This window comes from uncultured Subdoligranulum sp., assembly GCF_963931595.1.
Lineage (GTDB): Bacteria > Bacillota > Clostridia > Oscillospirales > Ruminococcaceae > Gemmiger.
The window spans coordinates 778034-801796 of the sequence record NZ_OZ007030.1 but is presented as its reverse complement, the minus strand read 5'-3'; the positions used below and the strand labels follow the sequence as shown (position 1 = coordinate 801796).

Sequence of the window (23763 nt, the reverse complement as noted above, 5' to 3'; positions counted from 1 at the left end):
GCATTTTCGGTGGGAATCCGCTATGATGTTGCAAGACAATACTATGAGAGGAGCCTGTGAAGTATGGCAGAATTCACTTATGAAATCACCGAGCGCATTGCGGTGCTCTCCACCAACGCACGCGGCTGGGAACGCCAGCTGAACATGATCAGCTGGAACGGCAACGCGCCCAAGTATGATATCCGCGACTGGTCTCCCGACGGCAGCCGCATGGCCAAGGGCATCAGCCTGACCGCCGAGGAACTGAAAACGCTGCGGGATATTCTCAACGATATGGAACTGTGAGGTTTTTATGGAAGACTACCACGCTCAGTTTGTGGAGATCTACAATAAAAATATCACCCGCCCCGGTGCCGACCGTCTGCTGAACTGGCTGGAAACCACGGATTTCTTTACGGCGCCGGCCTCCACCCGTTTTCACGGTGCCTGCGAATACGGCCTGGTGATGCACAGCATCAACGTCTACCATGCCATGATGCAGCACTTTTTCACCGAAGGCGAAAACGCGGAAAGCTACGCCATCTGTGGGCTGCTGCATGATCTGTGCAAGGCGAACTTTTACAAGGTCAGCACCCGCAACGTGAAAAACGACGCCACCGGCCAGTGGGAGAAAGTCCCCTACTATCAGGTGGCTGACCAGCTGCCCTACGGGCACGGCGAAAAGAGCGTCTACCTCATTGAGCATTTCATGCGGCTGAAAACCGCCGAGGCGGTGGCCATCCGCTGGCACATGGGCGGCTTTGACGACGCGGTGCGAGGCGGCAGTTTTGCCGTCAGCGATGCCTACAACAGCTACCCGCTGGCCGTCAAGCTGCACATTGCCGACCTGACCGCCACCTATCTGATGGAACAGGGCACCAGCAACGTGGAAAACGGCCACCCCAAATCCAAATAACCAAAAATGTCCCGCCGGAAAAGCGCAGGCGACATAAGAAAACAAAGGTTCTGCAAGAACTGTGAAGCATTGCAAAACCGCTGCAAAGCGGTCTGTGCAGGGCAGAGGGCTTTGATGCAAAGCCCGATAACGCGGCAGAGGCCGCCTTGCAGGCAGAGTTTTGCGACTTTGTTTTCTTATGGAACCGCGCGGAACCCGGCGGGACATTTTTTATTGCGGCAGCGTGATGGTCCACTGGGCCAGGATCACTTCTGTCCTGGCATTTTTGTCCAGCACCTCGGCCTGCAGTTCAGTGACACCTTCCGGCACTGCATCAAAATAATCCGTATACACCGTTTCAGACTGCCCCTCCCCGTTCTGTATACTGCCGCTTGCCGGCTGCAGTTTGGTAAGATTGCCATCCTGTACCGCAAAAAGGCGCATCGCCGGCGTGGCGTTATCGGGCAGCGGTCCATTCACGGAGTATTGGATCCGCGTTTCACCCGGCGTAGCTTGTACACCGATCAGGCTGACATGATTCTGCTCGCCGCCTTCGATCTGTCCTTCCCGGGTGAGTGTGCCGTCAGCCGAAACCGTAAAGGACAGCGTGTAGCTTCCCGCCAGCGGCGTCTTTTCTTCGTCGTCCACGGCACCCGTGGTCCCTTTTACCCCTACCAGGTTGGACAGCGTCAGCGAGGCCTGCATATTTTTGAGGCTCCCCGTGTAATCCTGCAGATTGTAATCCATCTCGCACACGAAGGTATGGGCATCCTGCTTGCGGAAACAAGGCAGCAGATCGCCGCCGACCGCTTCCCCGTTCAGTGTCACCCCGCCATACAGGGTGTTGGCCTCCGCCTGGGTGGTGTCCTCCCAGAGCAGCGGCGGATCAATGGTCACCACCTCAAAATCCGCCAGGCTATCATCCTCGGCCGTCAGTGTCAGCCCCAGGCGCAGATACAGCCCATCGCAATAGATCTGGCTCAGCGTCAACTGGATGGGTTGCCTCGCCGGCTCCGGAGTGGAAGATTCATCCGGGGCATCGGCATCGGAATCCGCCTGAATCTGTGCCGGTTGGGCATACTCCCCAAGCTGTTCACTCTGCAGGTACCCCTTGGGCAAGCCGTTGATATAGGCAAACACATTGCCCAGCACCGGCAGGTCTTCCGCCCACGCAGGGTTGATCCCGTTGACCCCCGCCAGCAGCACCACGCAGGCCGCTGCCCCTGCAAAGGCCTTGCTCCACACTGGCCACTTTCCTTTGCGCCGGGCGTGGCTTGCTGGTTTTGTTTTTGTCTGTGTTCGGCCCAGAACCTGACGGGTCAGGCGGTCCATCTCCGTATCGGTCAGCGGTGTATCCTCGGTAGCCAGACTGTCCAGCAGATGCATCAGATCTTGTTCTTTACCCATGGTGAATCCCTCCTTCGCGCAGTTGCCGGCGCAGCTTTTCCCGCCCCCGTGACAACCGTGTATTGACATTGGATACGCTCATGCCCAGCGCCGCCGCAATCTCCTTGCTGGATTGCAGCAGATAATACCGGCGCAGGAAAATATCCCGGTCCGGCGGTTCCATCGCCGCCACCAACCTTCCCACCTCCTGGGCAGCCTCCCCCGTCGTATCGGTGGGCAGATCCGCCAGGGTGCGGATCATCTCCTCCGTCAGCGGGATTTCCACGCGGCGGCTCAGCTGCCGGTACCGGTTGATACCCATGTTGCGGGCCGTCACAATCAGCCATGCACGCACCGGAATTTGTTGCCTCTGGATTTTCCCGGCGCTGCGCCACAGAGCCACAAAGACATCGGCCATGCACTCCTCCACGTCGTTTTCCCGTCCGGGCAGGATGCGCCGCAGAATGCCCCGCACCAGTGCAGCATAGTCCCGCATGGCCCAGCGCAGGCCCGTCTCCGGGTCCTCCAGGATCGCCTGCGCCAGACCGGGTTGGGTGATCGTTGCCATTGCCTCTCCTCCTTTTCTTGTTCCGTTCACCCTGATAAACAATCTGTTCCTGCAAAATCTTACAAATCTCTGCATACCAGCAAAAAACAGCCGCCCCGGCCAGAAGCCGGAGCGGCTGTTTCTTTCTGTTATTTTTTGCTCTGATCGTCCATCTTGTCGATCTCATTCTGCAACAGCTGGGAAACCGGGTTCCGCGCGTTGCGCAGCCGATGACTACCCACAGATTTGGGCGGCGCTGGCGTTGTGCTGCGGCGAGGACGCAGCGGCTGGGCCGTCGCCTTGACGCGGAACTGGGGTGCCGGCTGTTGTTTGGCCGGTGCGGGTTGCTCTGACACGGGCGGCACGGCAGGCTTGGGGTCCGTCCATTCCGGCGACCCCTGGGCAAAATCCCGCATTTCGGTGCCCAGTTCCTTGAGTTCCGCCTCGGTATCGTCCAGCGCCTTATAGATGGCCTGGGTCAGCCCATCCAGATCGAGGGTAGCTGCACTCAGGCGCTGGTCCACCCGGGCCAGACGGTCGCGCACCAGCATGACACCGGCGGCAATACCGCGGGCATTCTCGGCCATGCGGGTCTTCTGGGTATCGGCCTGCTGCTTGAGCTCTTTCTCGGCGCTCTCGGCATAGAGCTTGGCATCCGACAGGATCTTGCGCGCCTCCAGGCGGGCTTCCCGCACCGCGTCGGGGGTCGGCGCTCCGCCGGCCTGACGGGAAGCTGCCAGCTGCTTTTGCAGGTCTTCCACCTGCTGCTGCAGATCGTGGCACTTGAGCTGCCACACATTGGCGTTTTTCTGGCTTTCCTTCTGGCTGGACTGGTATGTATCCAGCTGTTTCTGCAGGTCTTCCAGCTGTTCTTCCCCTTCGCGGCGCTTGCTTTCCGCCGCTTCGGCACGCTGGTTGGCGGCTGCCGCTTCGGCCTGCAGCGCCTTGATGCGGGTCTCGGCATCCTGCCGCTCGCCGCGCAATGTATCCAGTTCCGACTGGACCCGGCGCAGCTTTTGCTCATATTCCATCTCATGCTGCTGGGCTTCATCCGCCAGAGCGTTCATATACGCCAGCACATCATTTTTATCAAATCCGAACAGACTGGAACGGAAACCCTGTTCCTGAATGTTCTTGGTATCAGAAGGCATGACGTTTTACATCCTCTCGCAGCAAAATGTGCAGAAATCAGGAGCGCTTGTTCAGGATGCTCAGCAGATCATCGAAGTAATCGCCGTCATCCTCCTCCTCGGCCGGAGCCTGGTTGTTGCCCACCTGGGTATCCACACCGGTATTGAAGGACTGGGTGAAGATGGGGTTGGGCATGACGGGGCTGATATCCGGCGCGGCGGGCTGGGCCTTTTCGGCAGGCTGGGCAGCCTCCACGGGCTGGGTCGTAGCCGCACGCTTGGCATCCACATGGGCCTGAATGGGCTCGTCGACCTCCGGTGTGCTCTCGAAGCCGGTGGCCACCACGGTGATGCTCATCTCGTCGCTCAGGCGCTCATCGAAGGCAGTACCCCAGATGATGTTGGCATCGGGATGGGCGGACTGAGTGATCATGGAAGCAGCGGTCTCCACATCGTCCAGACCGATATCGGGGCTGGAAGTGATGTTGATGATGACGCCGCGTGCACCAGCGATGCTGGTCTCCAGCAGCGGGCTGGAAATGGCAGCCTTGGCCGCGTTCTCGGCCTTGCCGGCGCCCTTGGCCACGCCGACGCCCATGTGGGCAAAGCCGGCGTCCTTCATGATGGAACGCACGTCGGCGAAGTCCAGGTTGATGAAAGCCGGGATGTTGATCAGGCTGGAGATGCTCTCCACGCCCTGACGCAGCACGTTGTCCGCCGCCTCGAAGGCGTTCATCAGCGTGATGCGCTCCTGGCTGATGAGCTTCAGACGCTCGTTGGGAATGACGATCAGAGAGTCCACATGCATCATCAGGGAGGCAATGCCCTGCTCGGCCAGGCTCATCTTGCGCTTGCCTTCAAAGGCAAAGGGCTTGGTGACGATGCCGACGGTCAGGATACCCAGGTCATGGGCAGTCTCGGCCACCACGGGGGCCGCACCGGTGCCGGTGCCGCCGCCCATACCGGCGGTGATGAAGACCATCTGCGCACCCTTCAGGGCGTTGGAGATCTCGTCCTTGCTCTCCTCGGCAGCACGCTGGCCGACCTCGGGATCGGCACCGGCGCCACGGCCCTTGGTGAGCTTGGCGCCCAGCTGGACCTTCTGGGTTGCCTTGGAATTGAGCAAGGCCTGCTGATCGGTGTTCATCGCAACGAACTCGACCCCGGACAGGCCGGACTCCACCATGCGGTTCACAGCGTTGCCGCCGCCACCACCTACGCCGATGACCTTGATGTTGGTCACATTTTGCATTTCTTCGTCGAGAACGAATGCCATGAGTGTATCCCCCTAAAATGTAAAAGTGTCAGCGGACCATCCGGTCACCCCACCAAAATGGGCACACTGGTCCGTGAATTTTTTGCATATAACCGATTATTAGAATAACAAATTTTCGCCCCGATTTCAATACCTGTGGGGAAAATTCGTAAAAAATGCATCTTCTCGCATACAATCTGCCAACCGTAGGGGGCGGTCCGGCAAATTATTTTGGCACAAAGGGAGAATTTCAGCCGGTTGCCGGTGTGCGTTCCGGCGTCGCTTGCCGCCGGGCACTGCACCGGGCGCCCAGTTTTTCCAGTTCTGCCGGCAGATCGGCATAGCCGCGGCGGATGTGTCCCGGGTCGCGCAGCTGTGTGGTCCCCCGGGCCGCCAGCGCCGCCACCAGCAGCGCCGCCCCGCCCCGCAGATCCGGCGCCTGCACCGGGGCCCCCTGCAAGACTGCGTTGCCTGCGATCCACAGCCTTCGCCCCTCGGCCCGGCAATCCGCCCCCAGCGCCGCAAACCCCGCCGCGCAGGCGAATCGGTTGGCGAACAGATGATCGTAGATCTCGCTGGGCCGGTCCGCCGTCAGCAGTACCGCAGCCGCCAGAGGGGCGTTGTCGGTGGCGAAGGCAGGCCATCCGTTGGCGTACAGGTGCTGCCCGCCACGCAGCTGCCGGCCGGGGTCCCGCGCCAGTTCGGCGCCGTTTTCTCCCCGCCGGACTTCCACGCCGCAGTCCTCCAGAAACCGCAGAAACGCCTCGTAATACCGGGGCGCACACCCCGCCACCGTGATCTTTCCGCCGGTGACCGCCACAGCGGCTGCATAGGTGGCGGCTGCGATGCGGTCCGGCATGGGGGTATAAGTGATACCATCCAGCGCCTGCCGCCCCCGGATCACCAGCACAGGGGTCCCCTCCCCGGTGATCTGTGCCCCGCAGCTGCGCAGGAATTCAACCAGGTCGCAGACCTCCGGCTCGCAGGCCGCGCCGCGGAGCACGGTGGTGCCCATAGCGCAGCAGGCCGCCATCACCAACGTAATGGTAGCCCCCACGCTGGGCAGCCGCAGGGTGAAGTCCACCCCCTGCAGCGGCCCGAACCGGCGCAGTGTGACGGCCTCCCCTTCCAGCTCCACCTTGGCCCCCATGGCCGCCAGGCCGGACAGATGGATATCCACCGGCCGCGGTCCCAGGCGGCAGCCCCCGGGCAGCGGCAGCCGCACCATCCCGGTGCGGCAGAGCAGCGGTGCCAGATAGAACACCGAGCTGCGCATGGCGCCTGCCAGCGGCGGCGGAATCTCTCCGCATAGGCCCTGTGCCGCCACCGGCAGCGTGCACAGGTCCGGCCCGTGGCGCACCGCTTTGGCTCCCACCGCCTGCAGCAGGGCCAGGCTGGTATCCACATCGGACAGTTCCGGCGCCCCGCGCAGGCAGCAGGGCCCGCCGCACAGCAGCGTGGCCGCCAGCAGCGGCAGTACGCTGTTTTTGGCGGCAGCCGGTCGGATGGTTCCGTGCAAGGTGTGCCCGCCGGTAATGGTAATTGTCTGCATGTTGGCCCCCCAATCCAGGTGCGGCGCAGCGCAAAAAGACACGGCACCGCCTCATCCCGACACGGTGCCCCCGCTGTATGGCCGTTTTTTCCTCATTAACTTATATATGAAAGCATCTTGCCGATATGCCTTTCACAGCAGCATCGGCTGCATCTGTACACCCCGCAGGGCACTTTCCAGCGCGTCCGGCAGCTGGGAAAAATCGCTTTTCAGGCTGTTGGGCTTTTTGTAGCTGTCATCCTGTCCGAACGGCACAAAATAGTAGTGTTTGCGCTGGAGCAGCGCCGCCAGGGCCGGTGCGCTGCCCGCCAAGCCATCGTTGGTGGAGGGCGCCACCACCACGGGGCAACCGCCCCTCAGCAGGCTTTTGGCCGCCAGCGTCACCGGCGTGGAGCTGATGCCCGCCGCCAGCAGCGCCATGGTGGTGCCGGTGGCGGGCGCAATCACCAGCGCCCGGGCCAGATGTTCCGGGCCCAGCGGCTCCACCGCCTGCAGAGTGGTGAGCGGTGTGTTGCCGGTCAGTTCCAGCAGTGTTTTCTGCAGAGCGTCGGCCGTGCCGAACCGGGTATCCTGGGTTGCTGCGCTGTTGCTGAGAATCGGCAGGATTTCCCACCCCCGGTTCCGCAGTTCCCGCACCTGGGGCAGTACCGCCGCAAAACTGCAAAAACTGCCGCACAGTCCAAAGGCCACCGTGCGGGCGGCCGACTTACTGTTCGTCATGCAAACTCCCCCTCTCCTCCAGAATGGCCAGCACCGTCTGGGCGATCAGCGTGCCGGCCGTGCGGGGCGCGCATTTTCCGGGCAGAGCCAGCGCGTGTTCCGCGCGGATGCCCAGCTCGGCCGCCGCCGCAAAATCCGTTCCGCCGGGCTGGCTGGCCAGATCAATGATCAGCGCCTCGGGGGGCAGCTTCTGGAGCAGCGTCCGGGGCAGTACCATGGCCGGGATGGTGTTGATGACGGTATCAAAGGCCGGCAGGATCGTTTCCAGCGCCTGGAGTGCCGCGGCATGATGCCCGGCACAGCGGGCGTTGGCGCGCTGTTCGGCGCTGCGGGCCGTCACCGTCACATGGCCGCCCAGCAGTTCCAGCCTCCGGGCCACCGCACGCCCCACCCGGCCGTAGCCCAGGACCAGAAAGTCGCTTTCCCAGATCGTGCGCTGCCGCAGCTGCAGCAGCATGGCAAGGCATCCTTCCGCCGTGGGTACTGCGTTCAGGCATTCCAGTTCCGGTCGGCGGAAATAGTCGATCATGGGCAGGCTGGCTTCCTGTACCGCCCGCCGGACCGGCGCACCGGGGCGTCCCGCCAGCAGCAGCGTACCCGGCCGTACCGCCTGCAGGGTGCGTGCCACTTCGTCGCTGACCCGTTCCTGGGACATGGGCAGCAGCACATAGTCGGCCTGCGCCGCGGTTTCCGGGCCGACTACCCGGTATCCCGCCGTACGCAGTGCCTGTGCCGCCGCCCGTTGGCGGGCATCATGGCCCACCACGCAAAAAGTTTTCGGCATTGCGTTCTTCCCTCCTTTGGGCCATACTATGGTCCCGGCAGCCCGGGCGTTCCTTGGCCCCGGAGGACAGGCATACAAAAAGTGCCCTGTCCTTTTGGGACAGGGCACCGATGTGCAGGATCAGTAATATTTGATGGCATCACACTGGCCGCGCCAGATCTGCAGCGGATCCACCGGAACTGTACCGATGCGCATTTCCGCCACGGTGGTTCTGTTGCAGGTGGCAAGAGTCTGTCCCTGCTTAACCGCCGCACCGGCCTTGACGCTGATCTTCTGCAGATTGTAGAAGATGCTCTTGATGCCGGCTCCATGGTCGATGACCAGCGTATAGCCGAAATCACCGCCCAGGTCTTTGGCCAGCAGCACCGTGCCGCTGGCCGGCGCGATGAGCAGCTCGCCCGACGTGGTATTCAGCACCAGGTTGGTCACCGTACGTCCGCCGGCTCCGCTGTTGGTGCTGCGCTGGCTGTAGCTGCGGCCCACATACTCGGTGGCACCGAAGGGCAGCTCCACATCCAGCGTATTGAGGAAGGGCTGCACAAAATTGCCGTTGGACCAGGCGATGGTTTCCTCGCTCTGGGTCAGCAGTTTCTGCAATTCAGCCGGGATGTCATTCTGCCCGATATAGGGCGAAACCCGCTGGGACTCGCTGTAGTAGTCCTTGTATTCCCAGCTTACCGCCTTGATGTTGAGTTCCAGTTGCTCGGTATAGCCGCCCGCCGTGACCACCAGGGTCCGGGTACCTGCCGGCTCGTTCCAGGGAATGGGCAGGTAGCAGACCCAGCCGGAACTGGCCTTGAAAAAGCCTGCATTTTCCAGTTCGGTCTGAAGGGTAGGTTTGCTGCCGTCCAGGGTATCGCCCACACGGACCGCCACCGCACTGCCCTGATTCACCGAAGTGCCGGAGAGCCGGACCGACGGCCGGACCCCCACACTGAAGGTGAAATACCAGGTTTCGCTGCCGGTCACCGTGGTATACCCCGGCACCGAGCTGGCATCGCTGTGCACCACCAGCTTGGCCGTATAGGTGCCGTTGCTGGTGAACTGGAAGGAGGAGAAGGTATCCACGTCCCCCTCAAAGACGGCATTGTCTTGCCCGTCGGTCACCGTGAGTTCGGTACGGTAGTCGGAAGGCGTGATCACGAAATCCGGGGATACCTGATCGATGGCTTCGCTCAGCTCCACCGGCGTGCTGCTGTAGGTGTCGGCGTAGGTCCGTTTGAAGATATTGCCGATGACCGGGACCTTCCACTTGTAGGCGGTGGGTTCCAGCGTCTGGCCGGCGAAGGTCACGGTGATCTGGGGCAGCATATCCGGCGTGGCACTGCGATAGAGCCAGGCCACCCCGCAGCCCGCGATCACCAGCACGAAGAACACCACCAGCAGGAACCACTTCGCCATGCCGGACAGACCGCTGCGCAGCGTGTCCTGCAGGGTGGCCGGCGTTTCCTCCATGGTTTCGGATTCCAGTTCCGCCGGGCTTTCCGCGGTGTCCTCCGCCGTTTGTTCATCTGCTGATTCTTCCTCGCTGACCCGGGCCATGATCTGTTCCACCGACAGCTGCACCGTCCGCGTCAGATCCGAGATGCGCTTTTCCTCTTCCTCGGAAAGTTTCTCTTCCTCTGAAGATTCTTCCGCGTCGGTCTGAGCGGCAGGCGTTTCTGTGGTTTCTTCCAGAGCATTTCCGTCAGACGTTTCTTCGGCATCCTGCGCCGGTTTCCCGTCGGACGGTTCTTCCGGCGTATTATCAATCGTTTCCGCCGCAGGTTCCGGCGTTTCCCCGGGCTGGGCTTCCTGCGCCGGTGTCGGTTCTTCCGCTGCTTCAGGCGTTCCATCCGATTCCCCGGCAGCCTCTGCCGGCGCCGCCTGTTCTTCGGCAGGCGTCACGTCCTCCGAGGTGGTTTGCCCGGTCGGTTCCGGCTCCTGTGTTTCAGTGGGGGCCGGGGCTTCCTGCTGCGGCTCTTCCCCGGTAGCCGGAGCTGTCTCTTCCGGTTCGGCTTTTTCAGCTTCCGCTGCGGGAACATCCGGCTCCTCCGGCTGTTCTTCGGCGGCAGCTGTCGGTTCCTCCGGGGCAGCCTGCGCCTCTTCGCCCTTCTGTTCCTCGGATGGCTCCGCTGTCTGCCCATCGGACACCGTTTCCGCCTCCTGGGCAGACTCCGCCACTTCGGGCGTTTCCGGCTGGATCGTCGTTTGCCCCTGCAGCGGAGTAGCCTCCGTTGCATGTGCGGCTTCTGCGGTTTCCGTCGCCGTCGTCTGCGGTACAGACGGCTCTGCCACAGCGGCCTCTGTGGGTTCTTCCCCGGCAGCGTTCTCCCGCTGCGGCACTGCCGCTTCCACCGGTTTTGCCGTTACGGCAGACTTTCTTCTGCGGCGCTTCTTTTTCTCCATTTTCTGCCCAGGCGTGGTCCTGTTCTTCTCTTCTTGCATGGTGTTATGCCACTCTCCTGTTCCCCTCATTGCGCGCCCTCCGGGAACCGCGTTCCGGTCCCCAGAGATTTTCTATGCAAAGGCTCAGCGTCTTATTCCGATTCGCGGTACTGCAAACCGCTGCTGCCCAGAATCGCTTTGTCGGGATCGACAGACTTGTTGCCGATCCGCAGTTCATAAATCAGGTCATGCTCCTCTCCAGCCGTGCCCACCGCGTCGCCGGTGCTCACACTCTGCCCCTGCTGGGCGGTCACGGTCTGCAGGCCATACAGATAACTCTTGACGCCGCAGCCGTGGTCAATGACCACCGTGCCGCCGGTGAGCGTCAGCGTGCCGGCAAAGACCACCTTGCCGCTCTGGGGGGCCGTGATGGTCTCCCCGGGGGAAGCCGCATAGGTAAGCCCCGTGGCCTGGCCGCTGCGCTGCCCGTCCACCATCTGCACCACGCCGTAGGCCAGGGTGACCTCCGCCGCGCTGGGGCGCTGGAAAGCCCCCGACCAGAGTTTTTCGCTTTCGCCGGTGGTGTACAGCGGCCAGATGGCGTTGCGGAATTCCTCGGCACCGCCGGAGTCCTCCTCCGCCGGAACCGAAGCGTTGCCGTATTCGGTCTTGCTCACCGACAGCGTAACTTCCTGGGTAAGGCTGCCGCAGGTCAGCGTCATCACATGGTCGCCGCTCTCGGCATTGTAGGTCACCGGGATGTAGCCCATGTACCCGCTGGTCGTCTTGCGGAACCAGACGGAACCCAGGTCGGTTTCCAGCGACGGTTCCCCGTCCAGGATGCCGGAAAGCTGGATGGCCACCACGCTGCCCTGGGCAGCACGCTCACTGCTGAGCGTTACCGTGGGGGTGAGCTGCATCATGTAGGCCGCATGGTAGGCGTACCACCCCTGGGCATCGGCGGGGGGCTCGTTTTCCTGGTGATAGGCAGTGACGACAAGATCATACTCGCCGTTCTGCGTGTAGGTATAGGTATTGCAGTCCTCCACACCGGCCGACCAGCTGGTGCCGTCCGGCGCGGTGATGGTGACCTCCGCCCGCGTCACCCATTCGGGCAGCACGAGCTGGGGCACCGTATCGGTAAAGGTGCCCAGTTTCTGCACAGTCAGATTGGTAAGGCTCTGGTAGGTCTTGTTGACCGAGTCTCCCAGTACCGGCACAACCCAGTCCCAGCCGTTGGGCTCCAGCGCCGCTTCCCCGAAGGTAACCGGCTCCTGAGGAAGGGAGTCCTCCCCGGTGCGGCTGTACAAAAAGGCCGCCGTACCGCCCAGAATCAGCGCGACCATGACAATGACCATAACCAGCCAAAGCAGCAGTTTGCGCATAACGTCTCCTTGTCAGGCCGTTTTGCGGGTCAGCAGCCACGCACCGGACGGCCTGCGGCATTGCCGCAAGGCGGTTCATCGCCTTACGGTGACTAAAAAACCGGGCGCGGTCAGGTTTGCGCCCGGCAGCTTATTGGTTTTTCAGGAAAAGCCTTTGCCGATCACAGACCGGCTTCGTCTGCATCGCCCGTCGGCTCGGGTTCCGTGGCAGCCGGCTCGTCCTGAATCTTTTCATAGACCGGCCCGTCGTCGTATTCGTCGTCGCCGTCATCCTCGCATTCGTCGTTGAACAGCAGACGCTCGTACTCGTCCAGTTCCTTCTCACGGCGATAAAGATACAGTGCCGCAGCGGTCAGTGCACCGGCTGCCGCGAACAGAAACGCCAGCATGGCGCCGAAAGTGGATTTTTTCATCATGGGGCATTCTCCTTTCCGGAATCGGGGCTGCACTGCCGCAGCCTTACGGTTGTGAACGTCCCGCTGTACGGGCGCACAGGCCCCGCATCGGGTCCTTTTTATTATACCCGACCCTGTCCCGGAATACAACACTGCTTATGTAAAAATTTGGCGGATCGGGTTCCTATTTTTTCATATAAGAAGCATAAGCGTTGGGCACGGCATACACCGTTTCCAGCGCTTCCGGCGCCGCCCAGACCCAGCCTTCCGGCAGCGCGCAGGCGGGGGCATGTCCCTGCCAGCCGCCCAGGTTCCAGATCTTATGGGTAAAGACGTGCCGGGCGGCGGGCAGCGGTTCTTCCCAGGTGACCTGCACACCGATCTTCTCGAGCTCGGCGGTCAGCTCCTCCCGGGACAGCGACCGTTCCCAGGCGGCCGGCTGCCAGAGGCCCGCCAGCAATCCCTTGGCGGGGCGGCGCTGCAGCAATAGTCCCTGGGGACTTTCCACCATCGCCACCGTGACGGCCACCGGCGTTTTGGCCTTGGGGGCCGGCTTGACAGGCAGTTCCTCCTGCCGCCCTGCCCGGTAGCCCAGACACAGTCCGGACAGCGGGCAGCTTTCGCAGTGGGGTGTGCCCGGCACGCAGACCAATGCCCCCAGTTCCATCAGGGCTTCGTTGTAGGGGCCGGGCGTTTCCTTAGGCATCTGGTCCAGCACCCGCCCTGTGAACAGCCGTTTGGTGGCAGGCTGCATCACGTCGGCATCGTCATTGTACAGCCGGGCAAACACCCGCAGCACGTTGCCGTCCACCGCCGGGGCCGGAATGCCGAAGGCGATGCTGGCAATGGCGCCAGCAGTGTAATCGCCGATGCCCGGCAGTGCCCGCAAAGCGTCATAGTCGGCCGGCAGTTCGCCGCCGTACTGTTCGCAGACAATGCGGGCGGCCTTCTGCATATTGTTGACCCGGTTGTAATAGCCCAGCCCCTGCCACAGCTTGCGCAGGGCATCCGGCTCACAGGCTGCCAGCGCCGCCGGGTCAGGCAGCGCCGCCACAAAACGGTTGTAGTAGGGAATCGCCGCCGCCACACGGGTCTGCTGGAGCATGATCTCGCTGACCCAGATATGATAGGCAGAAGGCTCCTGCCGGAAAGGCAGGAGCCTTCTGTTTTCCTGAAACCATTGCAGCAGCTGCGGCGCAATAGGCTGCAGCATCAAAAACCTCCGCAGGTGCGCGGGAACGGGATAACGTCCCGGATGTTGGGAATGCCGGTCACATACATCAGCAGCCGCTCGAAGCCCAGGCCATAGCCCGCATGCTTGACGCTGCCGAAACGGCGCAGATCCAGATACCAGTCGTAGTCCTCCCGGCGCAGACCCAGCTCGTCCAGACGGGCAGTCAGCACGTCGAGGCGCTCCTCACGCTGGGAACCGCCGATCAGCTCGCCGATGCCGGGCACCAGCATGTCCGCAGCGGCCACCGTCTTGCCGTCCTCGTTCTGGCGCATATAGAACGCCTTGATCTCCTTGGGGTAGTCGGTGACGAACACCGGCTTCTTGAAGATTTGCTCGGTGAGATACCGCTCGTGCTCGGTCTGCAGATCCATGCCCCAGGATACCTTGTACTGGAAGTTGGCGTCGTTCTGCTTGAGCAGCTCGATGGCGTCGGTGTAGCTGACCCGGGCAAACTCCGAACTTGCCACCAGCTCCAGCCGTTCCAGCAGGCCCTTGTCAAAGAACTGATTGAAGAAGGCCAGCTCGTCGTGGCAGTTGTCCAGCAGGAAGCGGATAACATACTTGGTCATCGCCTCGGCGGTGTCCATGTAGGTATTGAGGTCGGCAAAGGCCATCTCGGGCTCGATCATCCAGAACTCCGCCGCATGACGGGTGTCGTAGCTCTTCTCGGCGCGGAAGGTGGGGCCGAAGGTGTAGACATTGCCCAGCGCCATGGCCATGGCCTCCGCTTCCAGCTGACCGGACACCGTCAGGTTCACCGGGCGCTTGAAGAAGTCCTTGGTGTAGTCCACGGCGCCGTCCTCGGTGCGGGGGATGTCGTTGAGGTCCATGGTGGTCACCTGGAACATCTCGCCGGCGCCCTCACAGTCGGAGCCGGTGAAGATGGGGGTGTGCACGTAGGTGAAGCCCCGCTCATGGAAGAACTGATGGATGGCAAACGCCGCCTGGCCGCGCACCCGGAACGCCGCATTGAAGGTGTTGGTGCGGGGGCGCAGGTGGGTCATGGTGCGCAGATAGTCCATGCCCATCTTCTTTTTCTGCAGCGGGTACTCGGGGCCGCAGGGGCCCAGCACCGTGATGGCGTCGGCATTGATTTCGAAGGGCTGCTTGGCGTTGGGGGTCAGCACCAGCGTGCCGGTGACCTCAAAGCTGGTGTACAGGCCGCACTTGGCGATCTCCGCGTAGTTGGACAGCTTGTCGGCCTGGAAAACGATCTGCACGGGCTTGTAGCAGCTGCCGTCGGACAGCGAGATAAAGCCGATATTCTTGGAATCACGCACCGTCTTGGCCCAGCCGCAGACGGTGACCTTGGTGCCGTCGGCGGGGGTGGCCTTGTACAGCGATACGAGTTCGGTTCTCTGCATGGGTGGTCCACTCCTCTTTTACTAAAAACAATGATTGTTCTTATTATAGCGGGTCGGGACCGAATTGTACAGTATTTTTTTAAGGGCAGGCCGTCAGTCTACATGGCCGCCCAGCAGCACCGCCAGCGCCTCGGCCGCGTACTGTCCGCCCCGCACCGCCTCCGCCACCGTATTGGCGTGGCCGCCGATCTCGATGAGCAGGCTGCCGGTGGTCAGGTCCTGGTTGTAGTACCGGTAGGCGCACATGACCGGGCGGGTCAGCCCCGGGGTACGGCTTTCCATGGCGTCCTCCCAGGCGGCCGCAAAGCGCAGGTTGAGCCGCCAGTTGGGCAGACGGATGCTGGAACCGTTGTCACACCCGGCAATGATCATGACCTGGGCGGTATCCTCACCGTTGACCGTGCACAGCGGTTTGACCCGGGTGCCGTCGGCATCCTCGATGGCATCCCGGTGAACGTCCAGCACCACCTTGATGGAAGGGTATTTTTCCAGATATGCCTGGGTGGTGGCGTAGCTGCGGTCATAGCTCTCGGTGTAGCTGGGGGAATCGTGTAGGGTTGTATCGTGCAGCGTATTGATGCCCGCCGCGTTGAGCACCTGGGCCATCCTCTCCCCCACGGCGCACATGTTGAGTTCGTTGTTCTGGGAGCGGGCGGTGAAGTCGGGATCGTACACCAGGTCCGGCCAGGTCTGGTAGGTCTCAGTGGCGTGGGTGTGGAGAATCAGCACCTGGGGTTCGTCGCTGTTCACCTCCACGTCAAAGGGAAGCGACGGTGTGGTGACGGCGGACCGCAGGTCGGCGTCGCTGTACTGGGTAAGGTTGTGGATGCTGCCCGCCCCCAGAGTAATATACCCGGTGCCGCTGCCCTGGCCGAACTGTTCGGCGCGGATGCGCCCGGGGTTTTCGATTTCCGGCGCGGCGCTGGGCAGCGGGGTGGCCGTGGGTGCGGGAGAGGGCGTCGCTTCCGGCGCTGCAGCGGACTGTTCCGGCACCGGGGAGGGCTGCGGCGTTGCTGTGACTGCCGCCGCGGCCGACGGTTCTTCGGTGGGCTGCGGGGTTACCATGGGAGCTGACCAGTGCAGCGAGACCGCGGCCGCCGGGTCCTGGCAGAGGACCGCTCCCCGCAGCAGCCAGGTCCGCCCCGGCAGGCGGGCCGCCGCGGCCAGCGTCAGCGCCGTACCGCCCGCCAGCACCGCCGTGCAGACCAAAACCGCCAGACAGCGGCGCAGCAAACCCATAGAGGCCACCTCCATTCCCTCCCACTTTATGTGATTTTTGGGTCCATCATGCATATTTTTTTAAAAAAGCACTTGCAAGGGCCGAAAAAATGTGGTAGGATAACTTATACTGTTATGGGGAACCAAGGAGGTGGAACGAATGCCTAATATCAAATCTCAGAAGGACCGCGTTGTCCAGGCCAAGAAAGAGGCCATGCACAACAAGGCCATCAAGTCCAACCTGAAAACAGTGATCAAAAAGGCAGACGCTGCCATCGACAGCAATGCTGCTGACAAAGACGCCGTCATGAAAGCCGCCGTCTCTGCCATTGACTCTGCCAAGAGCAAGGGTGTCATCCATAAGAACACCGCTGCCCGCAAGGTCAGCCGCATGGCTAAGCGCGCCAACAAGGTTGCTGCTCAGTAATTGATCGCATGAACAATGCCCGCCGGGGAAACCCGGCGGGCATTTTCATGTTGTATCAGTTCTGGTCCCGGCTTTTGCCCACCAGTGCTGCCGCCAAAGCAAAGAGCAAACTGGCCGCAATGCCGCCCGAAGCCGCCGTGAGCCCGCCGGTAAAAATGCCGGGCAGGCCGCACTGGTCCACCGCCTGTCTGACCCCCTGGGCCAGCAGATGGCCGAACCCCAGCAGCGGTACGCTGGCCCCGGCACCGGCCAGGTCCACCAGCGGCTTGTACAGTCCCACCGCGCTGAGCACCACCCCCGCCACCACATAGCCGGTCAGGATGCGCGCCGGTGACAGGCTGGTGTAATCGATCAGCAGCTGGCCAATAACGCAGATGGCGCCGCCGATCACAAACGCCCACAGATAGTTCATTCGGTTCCCTCCCCTGCCAGTTCCACGCAATGGGCAATGCCGGGGATGCTCTCCCCCTGCAAAAAGGTGGTCTGGCTCATCAGCGCACCGGTGGCCACAAACAGCACCCGGTGGTAACGCCCGTTTTGCAGATGCGGCAGGATATGGGCACAGAGTACCGCCGCGCTGCACCCGGCCCCGCTGCCGCCCGCCTGGACGTTCTGGGCAGCCACATCGTACAACAGGCAGCCGCAGTCCCGGTGGTTGGGCAGCGGCACACCCTCCCGCTCCATCTGCTCCCGCAGCAGCCCGCTGCCCACTTCCCCCAGATCGCCTGTAAAAATGGCATCGAAGTCCGAAGGCTGCGTGCCGGTGGCCGCAAAATACCGCAGCAGCGTGGAAGCCGCCGCCGGCATCATGGCCGCGCCCATATTGTTGATGTCGTGCACCGCATAGTCCTGCACCCTGCCAAAAGTCACCGACAGCACCCGCGCCCCGGGCTGGCCCGGACTGCGTAGCAGACAGGCCCCCGCCGCGGTGGCGGTCCACTGGGCGGTGGTGGTGCGCTTGGCGCCATAGTCCAGCGGAGTACGGAACTGCCGTTCCGCCGCACAGAAATGGCTGCTTGTCAGCGCCAGAACCTGATGCGCTATGCCGGTGGCCGCCAGTGACGCCGCCAGGCACAGCGTTTCCGCCATGGTGGAACAGGCCCCGTACACCCCGGCAAAGGGGATTCCCAGGGCGCGCATGGTGTAGTTGCTGGCCGTGCACTGGGCCTGCAGGTCCCCCGCCAGCGCCAGGTCCACCTCCTTGCGGCTGATGCCCGCCTTGCGCAGACAGAGTTCCGCCGCTTTCTGCTGCAGGTAGCTTTCCGCCTGCTCCCAATTGGCGCAGGCTTCGTCCGGGAAGGAGGCATCCTCGGTCAGGAAGTCAAAGCCCGCCGCCAGCGGCCCCTCGCTCTCCTTCTTGCCCCCCGCTGCGGCCCAGGCTGCAATGACCGGCGGTTTTTCAAACAGAACCGTGTCCTTTCTGCGAATGGCCATGGATCACCCCACCTTTCCCAGCAGCCAGTAGAGCAGCCCCCACACCGCCGAAGCGGCGGTGCCGTAGGCAATGACCGGCCCTGCTATGCCGAAAATCTTGGCGCCCACACCGGTGACCCAGCCCTCCGCCTTGAACTCGATGGCCGGGCTCACCACTGAATTGGCAAACCCTGTGATGGGCACCAGCGTACCGGCTCCGGCCCGGGTGGCCAATTTCTGGTACCACCCCAGCGCTGTACAGACGGCCGACAGAAAAATCAGCGCGATGCTCGTCAGCGTGCCGGCCAGCGAAGCGTCATACCAGATAAGAAAGACCTGGCGTAGCACTTCTCCCAGCAGGCAGATACTGCCGCCCACAAAAAATGCCCACAGGCAGTCCCGGACCACCGGCGAATGCGGCGTTGCTCGGGATACCATGCGGGCATATTCTTTCGGATTCAGTTTCATGGTTGCTATGCCCCCTCACGGGGGTAGTATACCCTCAGGGGTCGTAAAATATCACGTTGCCGCGATAATAGGGTTCGGGGACCATCATGCGGTAGAGATCCTTGAGTTCCCGGCTCACCACGGCATCGGTTTCATGGCCGCCGCAGGGCAGCGTCAGGATGTTGTAGCGCACCCCGAACACCCGGCTCTCGATGCGGGTGGCACAGGCACCCGCCCGCAGATAAAAGGCAATGCGTCGCTTTGCCACCGCCCGGTCGGGCGCTTCATCGGGATGCTCGCATTCGAGAATCAGATCGTCCAGCCGGTCCCGGTAGTGGTCCGCCAGCGCGTGGAGCGCCCGGGTACCGATGCCGCCGCCCCGCAGGTCGCTGCGCACGGCAAAATAGTCCAGCAGCGCGCTGCGCCGTCCCGGCAGCAGCACCTGCCAGGCATAGGCCAGCAGACGGCCGTCTTCTTCCTCCAGGACCAGCGGCTCATAGATGCCCGCCTGCATCATCTCCCGCACGGCGGAAAAGGGTTTGAGCTCCGCGGCGGGAAAATCCTGCACCATCCGGGTCTCGTAGATATTCTGCGCCCCAGCGCAGTCCAGCAAACGAATTTGCATGGGGATTTCTCCTTTCTTCATTGAATTGTGAGGGGGTTTCCTGTATAATACAAGAGAATTGGAAACGGAGGACTTTTCGTATGGAATGGACCGATATCAGCATTACCGTCGCCAAGCGCGACGCCGACACCGCCGAAGCCATCGCCACGATGGTAGCCAACGGCGGCATCTATATTGAAGATTACAGCGACCTGGAACAGCAGTCCTGGGAGATTGCCCATGTGGACCTGATCGAGCAGGAACTGCTGGACAAGCCCCGGGATATCGTCATCGTGCACATGTACCTGGCCCCCGATGAGAACCCCGCCGAGATCCTGCCGCTCTTCGAGGAGCGGCTGAAGAACAGCGGCATCGAATACCAGCTGAACACCACCGGCGTGGAGCAGGAAGACTGGCAGAACGCCTGGAAGAAATACTACCATCCCATGGACATCGGCAACCGTCTGGCCGTGGTACCGGGCTGGGAGCACTACGACACTGACCGCATCACCATCACGATGGACCCCGGCATGGCCTTCGGCACCGGCACCCATGAGACCACCAGCCTGTGCCTGGAAACGCTGGACGCCATCGTACAGGGCGGCGAACGGGTGCTGGACATCGGCACCGGGTCGGGCATTCTGGCCATTGCGGCACTGAAACTGGGCGCCAAAGAGGCGGAAGGCGTGGACATTGATCCCATGTGTGTGCGCACCGCCGGGGAAAACGCCCAGCGCAACGGCGTGGCTGACCGCTTCACCGTGCTGGTGGGTGATCTCTCCGACAAGGCCAGCGGCCAGTACAACATCATCACCGCCAACATTGTGGCGTCGGCCATCCTCTCCCTGGCGCCCCATGTACCGTCCCTGATGGCGCCGGGTGCCCGGTTCATCGCCAGCGGCATCATCGACGAGCGCAAGCAGGAAGTGCTGGACGGTCTGGCGGCCGCCGGGCTGAATCCTGTGGAAGTGAAGGAAAAGCGCGGCTGGGTCTGCATCATCTGCGAAAAGAAAGAGGCATAACATGCCGCACCGCTATTTTACCAGAGAACTGGCCGGCGGGCAAGCTTCCCTCACCGGCGGCGACGCCCACCACCTGGCCAACGTCATGCGGGCACGCATCGGCGAACAGGTGGTGCTGTGCGGGCCGGACGGACTGGAATATACCGGCACCGTCACCTCCATTGTGCCGGGCCGGGTGGAGTTTTCCGTCAGCGAAGGCGCCCCCAGCAAGGCGGAACCCGACCTGGCCGTGACACTGTTTGTGGGCTATCCCAAGCAGGGCAAGCTGGAGGAGATCATCCGCCACAGTGTGGAGCTGGGCGTGCAGGAAATTGTTCCCTTCTTCAGCCGCTACTGTGTGGCAGCCCCCAAGAAAGAAGACGCCAAGAACGAGCGGTACAACCGCATCGCCTTCGAAGCCGCCAAACAGGCGGGCCGGGCGAAGATTCCCCATGTGGCCATGCCGCTGGAGAATTTCGGCGCGGTCTGCCGGGCGCTGGCTGCCTACGACAAGACCCTCTTCTTTTATGAGGGCGGCGGCGAACCGCTGCGGAAACTGCTGACCCCCGGCTGTGCCCGGCGTCTGGCGCTGATCACCGGCAGCGAAGGCGGTTTTGCCGCCGAGGAAGCCTCTGCCGCCAGCGCCGCCGGGGCCATCCCGGTGGGACTGGGACCGCGCATCCTGCGCTGCGAGACTGCCCCGCTGGCCGCCCTGACCGCCGCCATGCTGCTCACCGGCAACCTGGAGTAATCCATACTATGGCAGGGTTCTCGCCTGCGTGCCGGTCTCCCTTTCCCTGCAAAACATAAGGCCCTCTGTCCCCAGGGCAGAGGGCTTTTGCTTTGTTCAGTTGTCGCCGCGGCCATGGGCGTGCCGGAAAGCTTCCCGGTATTCTTCCGGGATATCCTCCGCCGTCTGGCCGTCGTGGATGGACGTGGTGCCGGCTTCCTCCGATGTCTGGTAGAACCAGAGTTTATAGTCCAGAAGATCCAGCGTCTTCTGCAGCTGGGCCATCTGCTGCTGCACGGCCAGGCGCCGGTTCACAAAGAGCTGCAGCCGTTCCGGGATGGTGGCATCCCCTTCCCGGCACAGATCAATGTACCGCCGGATCTCCTTGATGGAAAGGCCCGACTGCTTGAGGCACTCGATGATGCTCAGCCATTCGTAGTCCTTCTCCTGAAACATCCGGATGCCGCCGTCCGTGCGCTCCACATAGGGCAGCAGCCCTTCCTTGTCGTAATAGCGCAGCGTGGAGGGCGCAATGCCCAGCCGCTTCGCCATCTGTCCTACCGTGTATGCCATGATGGGATTTCCTTTTCAGAACAGTTTGTCGGTGGGATACAGGCCGTCGGCGCTCATCTTCTGCAGGGCAGCCACCAGATCCGGCTTATCCTCCCGGTAGGTGATGCCGTACCACTTGTCGGCGCTGGTCAGCACGTGCACATCCGCTTCCTTGCGCTGCAGCGCGGCCGTCACCACGGAGGGCAGGTAGTATTCGCACTTCAGCGGGTTCACCGGCAGATTTTCCTGCAGGAAGGCAGCAAAACCGGCCTTTGCCTCGGCGATATAGCCCGGCGTGAAGCCCCACAGGTTCATGGAGACCACCGTGTCGGCGGGCAGATCGGTCCAGGTGGCGCCGCCGTCCTCGGTATAATGGATGCCCCCGTCATAGGGTTCGATGCAGGTGCGCTCGGTCACGCTGACCAGGTCGCCCTTCCCATCGGTGACGCAGACGCCGCGGCTCACGCTGCCGTTGGCACTGACCGTGTTGCCCAGCAAAAAGCCCACCATCGACCAGGCATACCGGTCACCATCGGCGTGGGTGCTGAGGTAATCATAAATCAGTCGGAAACCCTGGGGGCCATAGTAATCGTCGGCATTGATGACGGCGAAGGGTGCGTCGCCGATGGCTTCCTCCGCCACCAGAATCGCATGAGCCGTGCCCCAGGGTTTGACGCGGCCCTCCGGCACCGAGAAACCTTCGGGCAGTTTGTCCAGCTGCTGGTAGGCATAGCGGACCTCCAGCCCGGCGCGCTCCGCCCGGGCGCCCACTGCCTCCTTGAAAGCTGCCTCAATTTCATGCTTGATAATAAAGACCACCGTCTCAAAACCGGCGCGGCGGGCGTCGTACAGGCTGTAGTCGAGGATAGCCTCCCCGGAAGGCCCCACCGGATCGATCTGCTTCAGACCGCCGTACCGACTGCCCATACCGGCCGCCATCACCACCAGAATCGGTTTTTTTGCCATACTGAATCTCCTTCCTCCATCCGTTTTTCCCATCAAAAGAATGTTTGCCGGATGGCATCCATTATGTCCATAATACACGTTCCGCCCGTTTCTTGCAAGTGCTGCGGGATAGCGCTGACAAAATAACAAAATCTTAATGCAATTCCCGGTAGCAATCGCGCGTGGAGGATGTTATAATATAGGATAAATATTCATTGCACTTGCAGGGAGGGATGTTGCCTTGCCAAATACCGCACCCGTACGCGCGCTGGTACTGGCCGGCGGCGGCGCCAAGGGAAGCTACCAGATCGGTGTCTGGCGCGCTCTGCAGGAGTTGGACTGGCATCCTGCCATCATCACAGGCGCCAGCGTGGGCACGCTGAACGGCTGTATGTTCACCCTGGGCAAGGCCCGGGAGGCCGAGGCCCTGTGGCGTTCCCTGGAAATTCACGATGTGCTGGATGTGCCCGCCACCCGCAACCCGGAGGAACTGAACGCTTTCTTCCAGGATGTGATCCGCAGCGGCGGTCTGAACGTGGAACCGCTGGCCGAACGTCTTGACGCCCTGATCGATGAGCCGGCGGTACGCCGCGCCCCCATCCACTTTGGCCTGGTGATGACCGAGATGTCCACCATGCGCAGCCTGCAATGCCCCATAGAAGCCATTCCCCAGGGGCGGCTGAAGGATTACATGCTGGCCTCCAGCGCCTGCTTTCCCGCCCTGCGCCCCCGGGAGATCGACGGGGTGAAATACATCGACGGCGGCTGGCGTGACAACATGCCGCTGCAGCTGGCCGCCGAGATGGGAGCCACCGAACTGCTGGGCGTGGACATCGACGGCATCGGTATCGTGCGGCAGAACCACACCGGGCTGCCCACCCGCATCGTGCGCAGCCACTGGAACCTGGGCCCCACCCTGGACTTTGATCCTTCCCGGGCGGCACGCAACATCGCCCTGGGCTACTGGGACACCCTGCGGCTGTTCGGGCGCATCGGCGGCACAGCCTATGCCATCCAGCCGGACCCGGACGGATTCCTGGAACGCTTTGCCATAAGCTATCAGCAGCAGCTGGCGGACGCCTGCGCCCGTGCCCCCGGTCTGGAAAGGGCAGAAAAAACCGCCCGCCAGCGTGCCGGGTATCCGGCGCCCTACGGGCCCAATCCCGGCGCTCCCACGCGGGGCGCCCTGGCCCCGCTGGAACTGGCCTGCGAACGCCTGCATGTGCCGGAAGATCTGCCCTACACCCCAAAAATGCTGGCGGCTGCTTTCATGGGCAGCTTCGACAAGGATCCCGCCGACCGGTTTCCCGCCCTGCTGGACGGCAAGGAGGGCAGTCTGGTGGCCGAGCGCACCCTGGCCACCGCCATGCCGGAAGAATTCGTCACCGCTCTGGTCAGCCAGGCATTGACCCGGACATCCCTGCTGTAACTGT

Annotated in this window: 25 protein-coding genes; 6 read left to right on the top strand and 19 right to left on the bottom strand. The window is 62.5% G+C overall.

Annotated features, from left to right (window positions below):
• Positions 1-63: 63 nt before the first annotated feature.
• Complete coding sequence (locus tag ABGT73_RS03780; protein ID WP_007046695.1) at positions 64-285, top strand: YdbC family protein; 222 nt, start codon at positions 64-66, stop codon at positions 283-285.
• Between the two features lie 7 nt (positions 286-292).
• Positions 293-895 (top strand): HD domain-containing protein, encoded by a 603-nt coding sequence (locus tag ABGT73_RS03775; protein ID WP_346668501.1) that lies wholly within the window; start codon positions 293-295, stop codon positions 893-895.
• A gap of 210 nt (positions 896-1105) precedes the next feature.
• On the opposite strand, the gene ABGT73_RS03770 is transcribed toward ABGT73_RS03775, so the two are convergent.
• The 13 genes from ABGT73_RS03770 to spoIIP form a co-directional block, all read right to left on the bottom strand.
• The gene (locus tag ABGT73_RS03770) at positions 1106-2281 is read right to left on the bottom strand and encodes a DUF4179 domain-containing protein (protein WP_346668500.1); all 1176 of its coding nucleotides are present in this window, start codon (positions 2279-2281) and stop codon (positions 1106-1108) included.
• On the bottom strand, positions 2274-2828 hold the full coding sequence (locus ABGT73_RS03765) for a sigma-70 family RNA polymerase sigma factor (RefSeq protein WP_346668499.1): 555 nt from the start codon (positions 2826-2828) through the stop codon (positions 2274-2276). Before ABGT73_RS03765 ends, ABGT73_RS03770 begins: the two co-directional genes overlap by 8 nt.
• Positions 2829-2956: 128 nt before the next feature.
• Complete coding sequence (locus tag ABGT73_RS03760) at positions 2957-3958, bottom strand: hypothetical protein (RefSeq protein ID WP_346668498.1); 1002 nt, start codon at positions 3956-3958, stop codon at positions 2957-2959.
• A 37-nt stretch (positions 3959-3995) separates the two neighbouring features.
• Positions 3996-5213, bottom strand: coding sequence for a cell division protein FtsZ (gene ftsZ / locus ABGT73_RS03755; RefSeq protein ID WP_346668497.1), 1218 nt, complete (start codon positions 5211-5213; stop codon positions 3996-3998).
• A 229-nt stretch (positions 5214-5442) separates the two neighbouring features.
• A complete protein-coding gene (locus ABGT73_RS03750) occupies positions 5443-6744 on the bottom strand; it encodes a UDP-N-acetylglucosamine 1-carboxyvinyltransferase (RefSeq protein ID WP_346668496.1) in 1302 nt (433 codons plus the stop codon).
• Positions 6745-6876: 132 nt separating this feature from the next.
• Positions 6877-7464, bottom strand: coding sequence for a dipicolinate synthase subunit B (locus tag ABGT73_RS03745; RefSeq protein WP_346668495.1), 588 nt, complete (start codon positions 7462-7464; stop codon positions 6877-6879).
• Positions 7451-8248, bottom strand: coding sequence for an NAD(P)-dependent oxidoreductase (locus tag ABGT73_RS03740; RefSeq protein ID WP_346668494.1), 798 nt, complete (start codon positions 8246-8248; stop codon positions 7451-7453). The genes ABGT73_RS03745 and ABGT73_RS03740 overlap by 14 nt, the downstream gene beginning before the upstream one ends.
• 120 nt (positions 8249-8368) lie before the next feature.
• The gene (locus tag ABGT73_RS03735; protein WP_346668493.1) at positions 8369-10675 is read right to left on the bottom strand and encodes a peptidoglycan DD-metalloendopeptidase family protein; all 2307 of its coding nucleotides are present in this window, start codon (positions 10673-10675) and stop codon (positions 8369-8371) included.
• A 92-nt stretch (positions 10676-10767) separates the two neighbouring features.
• Positions 10768-12000 (bottom strand): M23 family metallopeptidase, encoded by a 1233-nt coding sequence (locus ABGT73_RS03730; RefSeq protein WP_346668492.1) that lies wholly within the window; start codon positions 11998-12000, stop codon positions 10768-10770.
• 161 nt (positions 12001-12161) lie between these two features.
• Complete coding sequence (locus ABGT73_RS03725; RefSeq protein WP_346668491.1) at positions 12162-12416, bottom strand: phosphatase; 255 nt, start codon at positions 12414-12416, stop codon at positions 12162-12164.
• A 163-nt stretch (positions 12417-12579) separates the two neighbouring features.
• A complete protein-coding gene (locus ABGT73_RS03720; protein ID WP_346668490.1) occupies positions 12580-13608 on the bottom strand; it encodes an A/G-specific adenine glycosylase in 1029 nt (342 codons plus the stop codon).
• On the bottom strand, positions 13608-14993 hold the full coding sequence (gene asnS, locus ABGT73_RS03715) for an asparagine--tRNA ligase (protein ID WP_346668489.1): 1386 nt from the start codon (positions 14991-14993) through the stop codon (positions 13608-13610). Before asnS ends, ABGT73_RS03720 begins: the two co-directional genes overlap by 1 nt.
• A gap of 93 nt (positions 14994-15086) precedes the next feature.
• Positions 15087-16232: a stage II sporulation protein P gene (gene spoIIP, locus ABGT73_RS03710; protein ID WP_346668488.1), complete on the bottom strand. Its 1146-nt coding sequence runs from the start codon at positions 16230-16232 to the stop codon at positions 15087-15089.
• A 139-nt stretch (positions 16233-16371) separates the two neighbouring features.
• Between spoIIP and rpsT the strand changes: the two genes are divergently transcribed.
• Positions 16372-16638: a 30S ribosomal protein S20 gene (rpsT, locus tag ABGT73_RS03705; RefSeq protein ID WP_346668487.1), complete on the top strand. Its 267-nt coding sequence runs from the start codon at positions 16372-16374 to the stop codon at positions 16636-16638.
• Between the two features lie 55 nt (positions 16639-16693).
• On the opposite strand, the gene spoVAE is transcribed toward rpsT, so the two are convergent.
• Genes spoVAE through ABGT73_RS03685 form a run of 4 tightly spaced genes read right to left on the bottom strand, consistent with a single transcriptional unit; the run spans position 16694 to position 19123 of the window.
• On the bottom strand, positions 16694-17050 hold the full coding sequence (gene spoVAE / locus ABGT73_RS03700) for a stage V sporulation protein AE (RefSeq protein ID WP_346668486.1): 357 nt from the start codon (positions 17048-17050) through the stop codon (positions 16694-16696).
• Positions 17047-18072: a stage V sporulation protein AD gene (locus ABGT73_RS03695; RefSeq protein WP_346668485.1), complete on the bottom strand. Its 1026-nt coding sequence runs from the start codon at positions 18070-18072 to the stop codon at positions 17047-17049. Before ABGT73_RS03695 ends, spoVAE begins: the two co-directional genes overlap by 4 nt.
• Before the next feature lie 3 nt (positions 18073-18075).
• A complete protein-coding gene (locus ABGT73_RS03690) occupies positions 18076-18519 on the bottom strand; it encodes a SpoVA/SpoVAEb family sporulation membrane protein (RefSeq protein WP_346668484.1) in 444 nt (147 codons plus the stop codon).
• A 34-nt stretch (positions 18520-18553) separates the two neighbouring features.
• The gene (locus ABGT73_RS03685; protein ID WP_346668483.1) at positions 18554-19123 is read right to left on the bottom strand and encodes a GNAT family N-acetyltransferase; all 570 of its coding nucleotides are present in this window, start codon (positions 19121-19123) and stop codon (positions 18554-18556) included.
• An 80-nt stretch (positions 19124-19203) separates the two neighbouring features.
• Here ABGT73_RS03685 and prmA point away from each other — a divergent pair, with 80 nt between their 5' ends.
• Both prmA and ABGT73_RS03675 read left to right on the top strand, forming a co-directional pair.
• The gene (prmA, locus tag ABGT73_RS03680) at positions 19204-20124 is read left to right on the top strand and encodes a 50S ribosomal protein L11 methyltransferase (RefSeq protein ID WP_346668482.1); all 921 of its coding nucleotides are present in this window, start codon (positions 19204-19206) and stop codon (positions 20122-20124) included.
• A gap of 1 nt (position 20125) precedes the next feature.
• The gene (locus tag ABGT73_RS03675; RefSeq protein ID WP_346668481.1) at positions 20126-20854 is read left to right on the top strand and encodes an RsmE family RNA methyltransferase; all 729 of its coding nucleotides are present in this window, start codon (positions 20126-20128) and stop codon (positions 20852-20854) included.
• Between the two features lie 96 nt (positions 20855-20950).
• Here ABGT73_RS03675 and ABGT73_RS03670 read toward each other — a convergent pair whose 3' ends face one another.
• Positions 20951-21406 carry a MerR family transcriptional regulator gene (locus ABGT73_RS03670; protein ID WP_346668480.1) on the bottom strand — a complete coding sequence of 152 codons (456 nt, stop codon included), beginning with the start codon at positions 21404-21406 and terminating at the stop codon, positions 20951-20953.
• A 15-nt stretch (positions 21407-21421) separates the two neighbouring features.
• Entirely contained in the window at positions 21422-22351 is a 930-nt protein-coding gene (locus ABGT73_RS03665; protein WP_346668479.1) for a sugar phosphate nucleotidyltransferase, read from the bottom strand.
• Positions 22352-22571: 220 nt separating this feature from the next.
• Between ABGT73_RS03665 and ABGT73_RS03660 the strand changes: the two genes are divergently transcribed.
• Positions 22572-23759, top strand: coding sequence for a patatin-like phospholipase family protein (locus tag ABGT73_RS03660; RefSeq protein WP_346668478.1), 1188 nt, complete (start codon positions 22572-22574; stop codon positions 23757-23759).
• Positions 23760-23763 lie beyond the last annotated feature (4 nt).

Coding starts and splice junctions, on each gene's coding strand:
- ABGT73_RS03780 (WP_007046695.1), top strand. CDS start 64: ATGGCAGAATTCACTTATGAAATCACCGAGCGCATTGCGGTGCTCTCC.
- ABGT73_RS03775 (WP_346668501.1), top strand. CDS start 293: ATGGAAGACTACCACGCTCAGTTTGTGGAGATCTACAATAAAAATATC.
- ABGT73_RS03770 (WP_346668500.1), bottom strand. CDS start 2,281: ATGGGTAAAGAACAAGATCTGATGCATCTGCTGGACAGTCTGGCTACC.
- ABGT73_RS03765 (WP_346668499.1), bottom strand. CDS start 2,828: ATGGCAACGATCACCCAACCCGGTCTGGCGCAGGCGATCCTGGAGGAC.
- ABGT73_RS03760 (WP_346668498.1), bottom strand. CDS start 3,958: ATGCCTTCTGATACCAAGAACATTCAGGAACAGGGTTTCCGTTCCAGT.
- ftsZ (WP_346668497.1), bottom strand. CDS start 5,213: ATGGCATTCGTTCTCGACGAAGAAATGCAAAATGTGACCAACATCAAG.
- ABGT73_RS03750 (WP_346668496.1), bottom strand. CDS start 6,744: ATGCAGACAATTACCATTACCGGCGGGCACACCTTGCACGGAACCATC.
- ABGT73_RS03745 (WP_346668495.1), bottom strand. CDS start 7,464: ATGACGAACAGTAAGTCGGCCGCCCGCACGGTGGCCTTTGGACTGTGC.
- ABGT73_RS03740 (WP_346668494.1), bottom strand. CDS start 8,248: ATGCCGAAAACTTTTTGCGTGGTGGGCCATGATGCCCGCCAACGGGCG.
- ABGT73_RS03735 (WP_346668493.1), bottom strand. CDS start 10,675: ATGCAAGAAGAGAAGAACAGGACCACGCCTGGGCAGAAAATGGAGAAA.
- ABGT73_RS03730 (WP_346668492.1), bottom strand. CDS start 12,000: ATGCGCAAACTGCTGCTTTGGCTGGTTATGGTCATTGTCATGGTCGCG.
- ABGT73_RS03725 (WP_346668491.1), bottom strand. CDS start 12,416: ATGATGAAAAAATCCACTTTCGGCGCCATGCTGGCGTTTCTGTTCGCG.
- ABGT73_RS03720 (WP_346668490.1), bottom strand. CDS start 13,608: ATGCTGCAGCCTATTGCGCCGCAGCTGCTGCAATGGTTTCAGGAAAAC.
- asnS (WP_346668489.1), bottom strand. CDS start 14,993: ATGCAGAGAACCGAACTCGTATCGCTGTACAAGGCCACCCCCGCCGAC.
- spoIIP (WP_346668488.1), bottom strand. CDS start 16,232: ATGGGTTTGCTGCGCCGCTGTCTGGCGGTTTTGGTCTGCACGGCGGTG.
- rpsT (WP_346668487.1), top strand. CDS start 16,372: ATGCCTAATATCAAATCTCAGAAGGACCGCGTTGTCCAGGCCAAGAAA.
- spoVAE (WP_346668486.1), bottom strand. CDS start 17,050: ATGAACTATCTGTGGGCGTTTGTGATCGGCGGCGCCATCTGCGTTATT.
- ABGT73_RS03695 (WP_346668485.1), bottom strand. CDS start 18,072: ATGGCCATTCGCAGAAAGGACACGGTTCTGTTTGAAAAACCGCCGGTC.
- ABGT73_RS03690 (WP_346668484.1), bottom strand. CDS start 18,519: ATGAAACTGAATCCGAAAGAATATGCCCGCATGGTATCCCGAGCAACG.
- ABGT73_RS03685 (WP_346668483.1), bottom strand. CDS start 19,123: ATGCAAATTCGTTTGCTGGACTGCGCTGGGGCGCAGAATATCTACGAG.
- prmA (WP_346668482.1), top strand. CDS start 19,204: ATGGAATGGACCGATATCAGCATTACCGTCGCCAAGCGCGACGCCGAC.
- ABGT73_RS03675 (WP_346668481.1), top strand. CDS start 20,126: ATGCCGCACCGCTATTTTACCAGAGAACTGGCCGGCGGGCAAGCTTCC.
- ABGT73_RS03670 (WP_346668480.1), bottom strand. CDS start 21,406: ATGGCATACACGGTAGGACAGATGGCGAAGCGGCTGGGCATTGCGCCC.
- ABGT73_RS03665 (WP_346668479.1), bottom strand. CDS start 22,351: ATGGCAAAAAAACCGATTCTGGTGGTGATGGCGGCCGGTATGGGCAGT.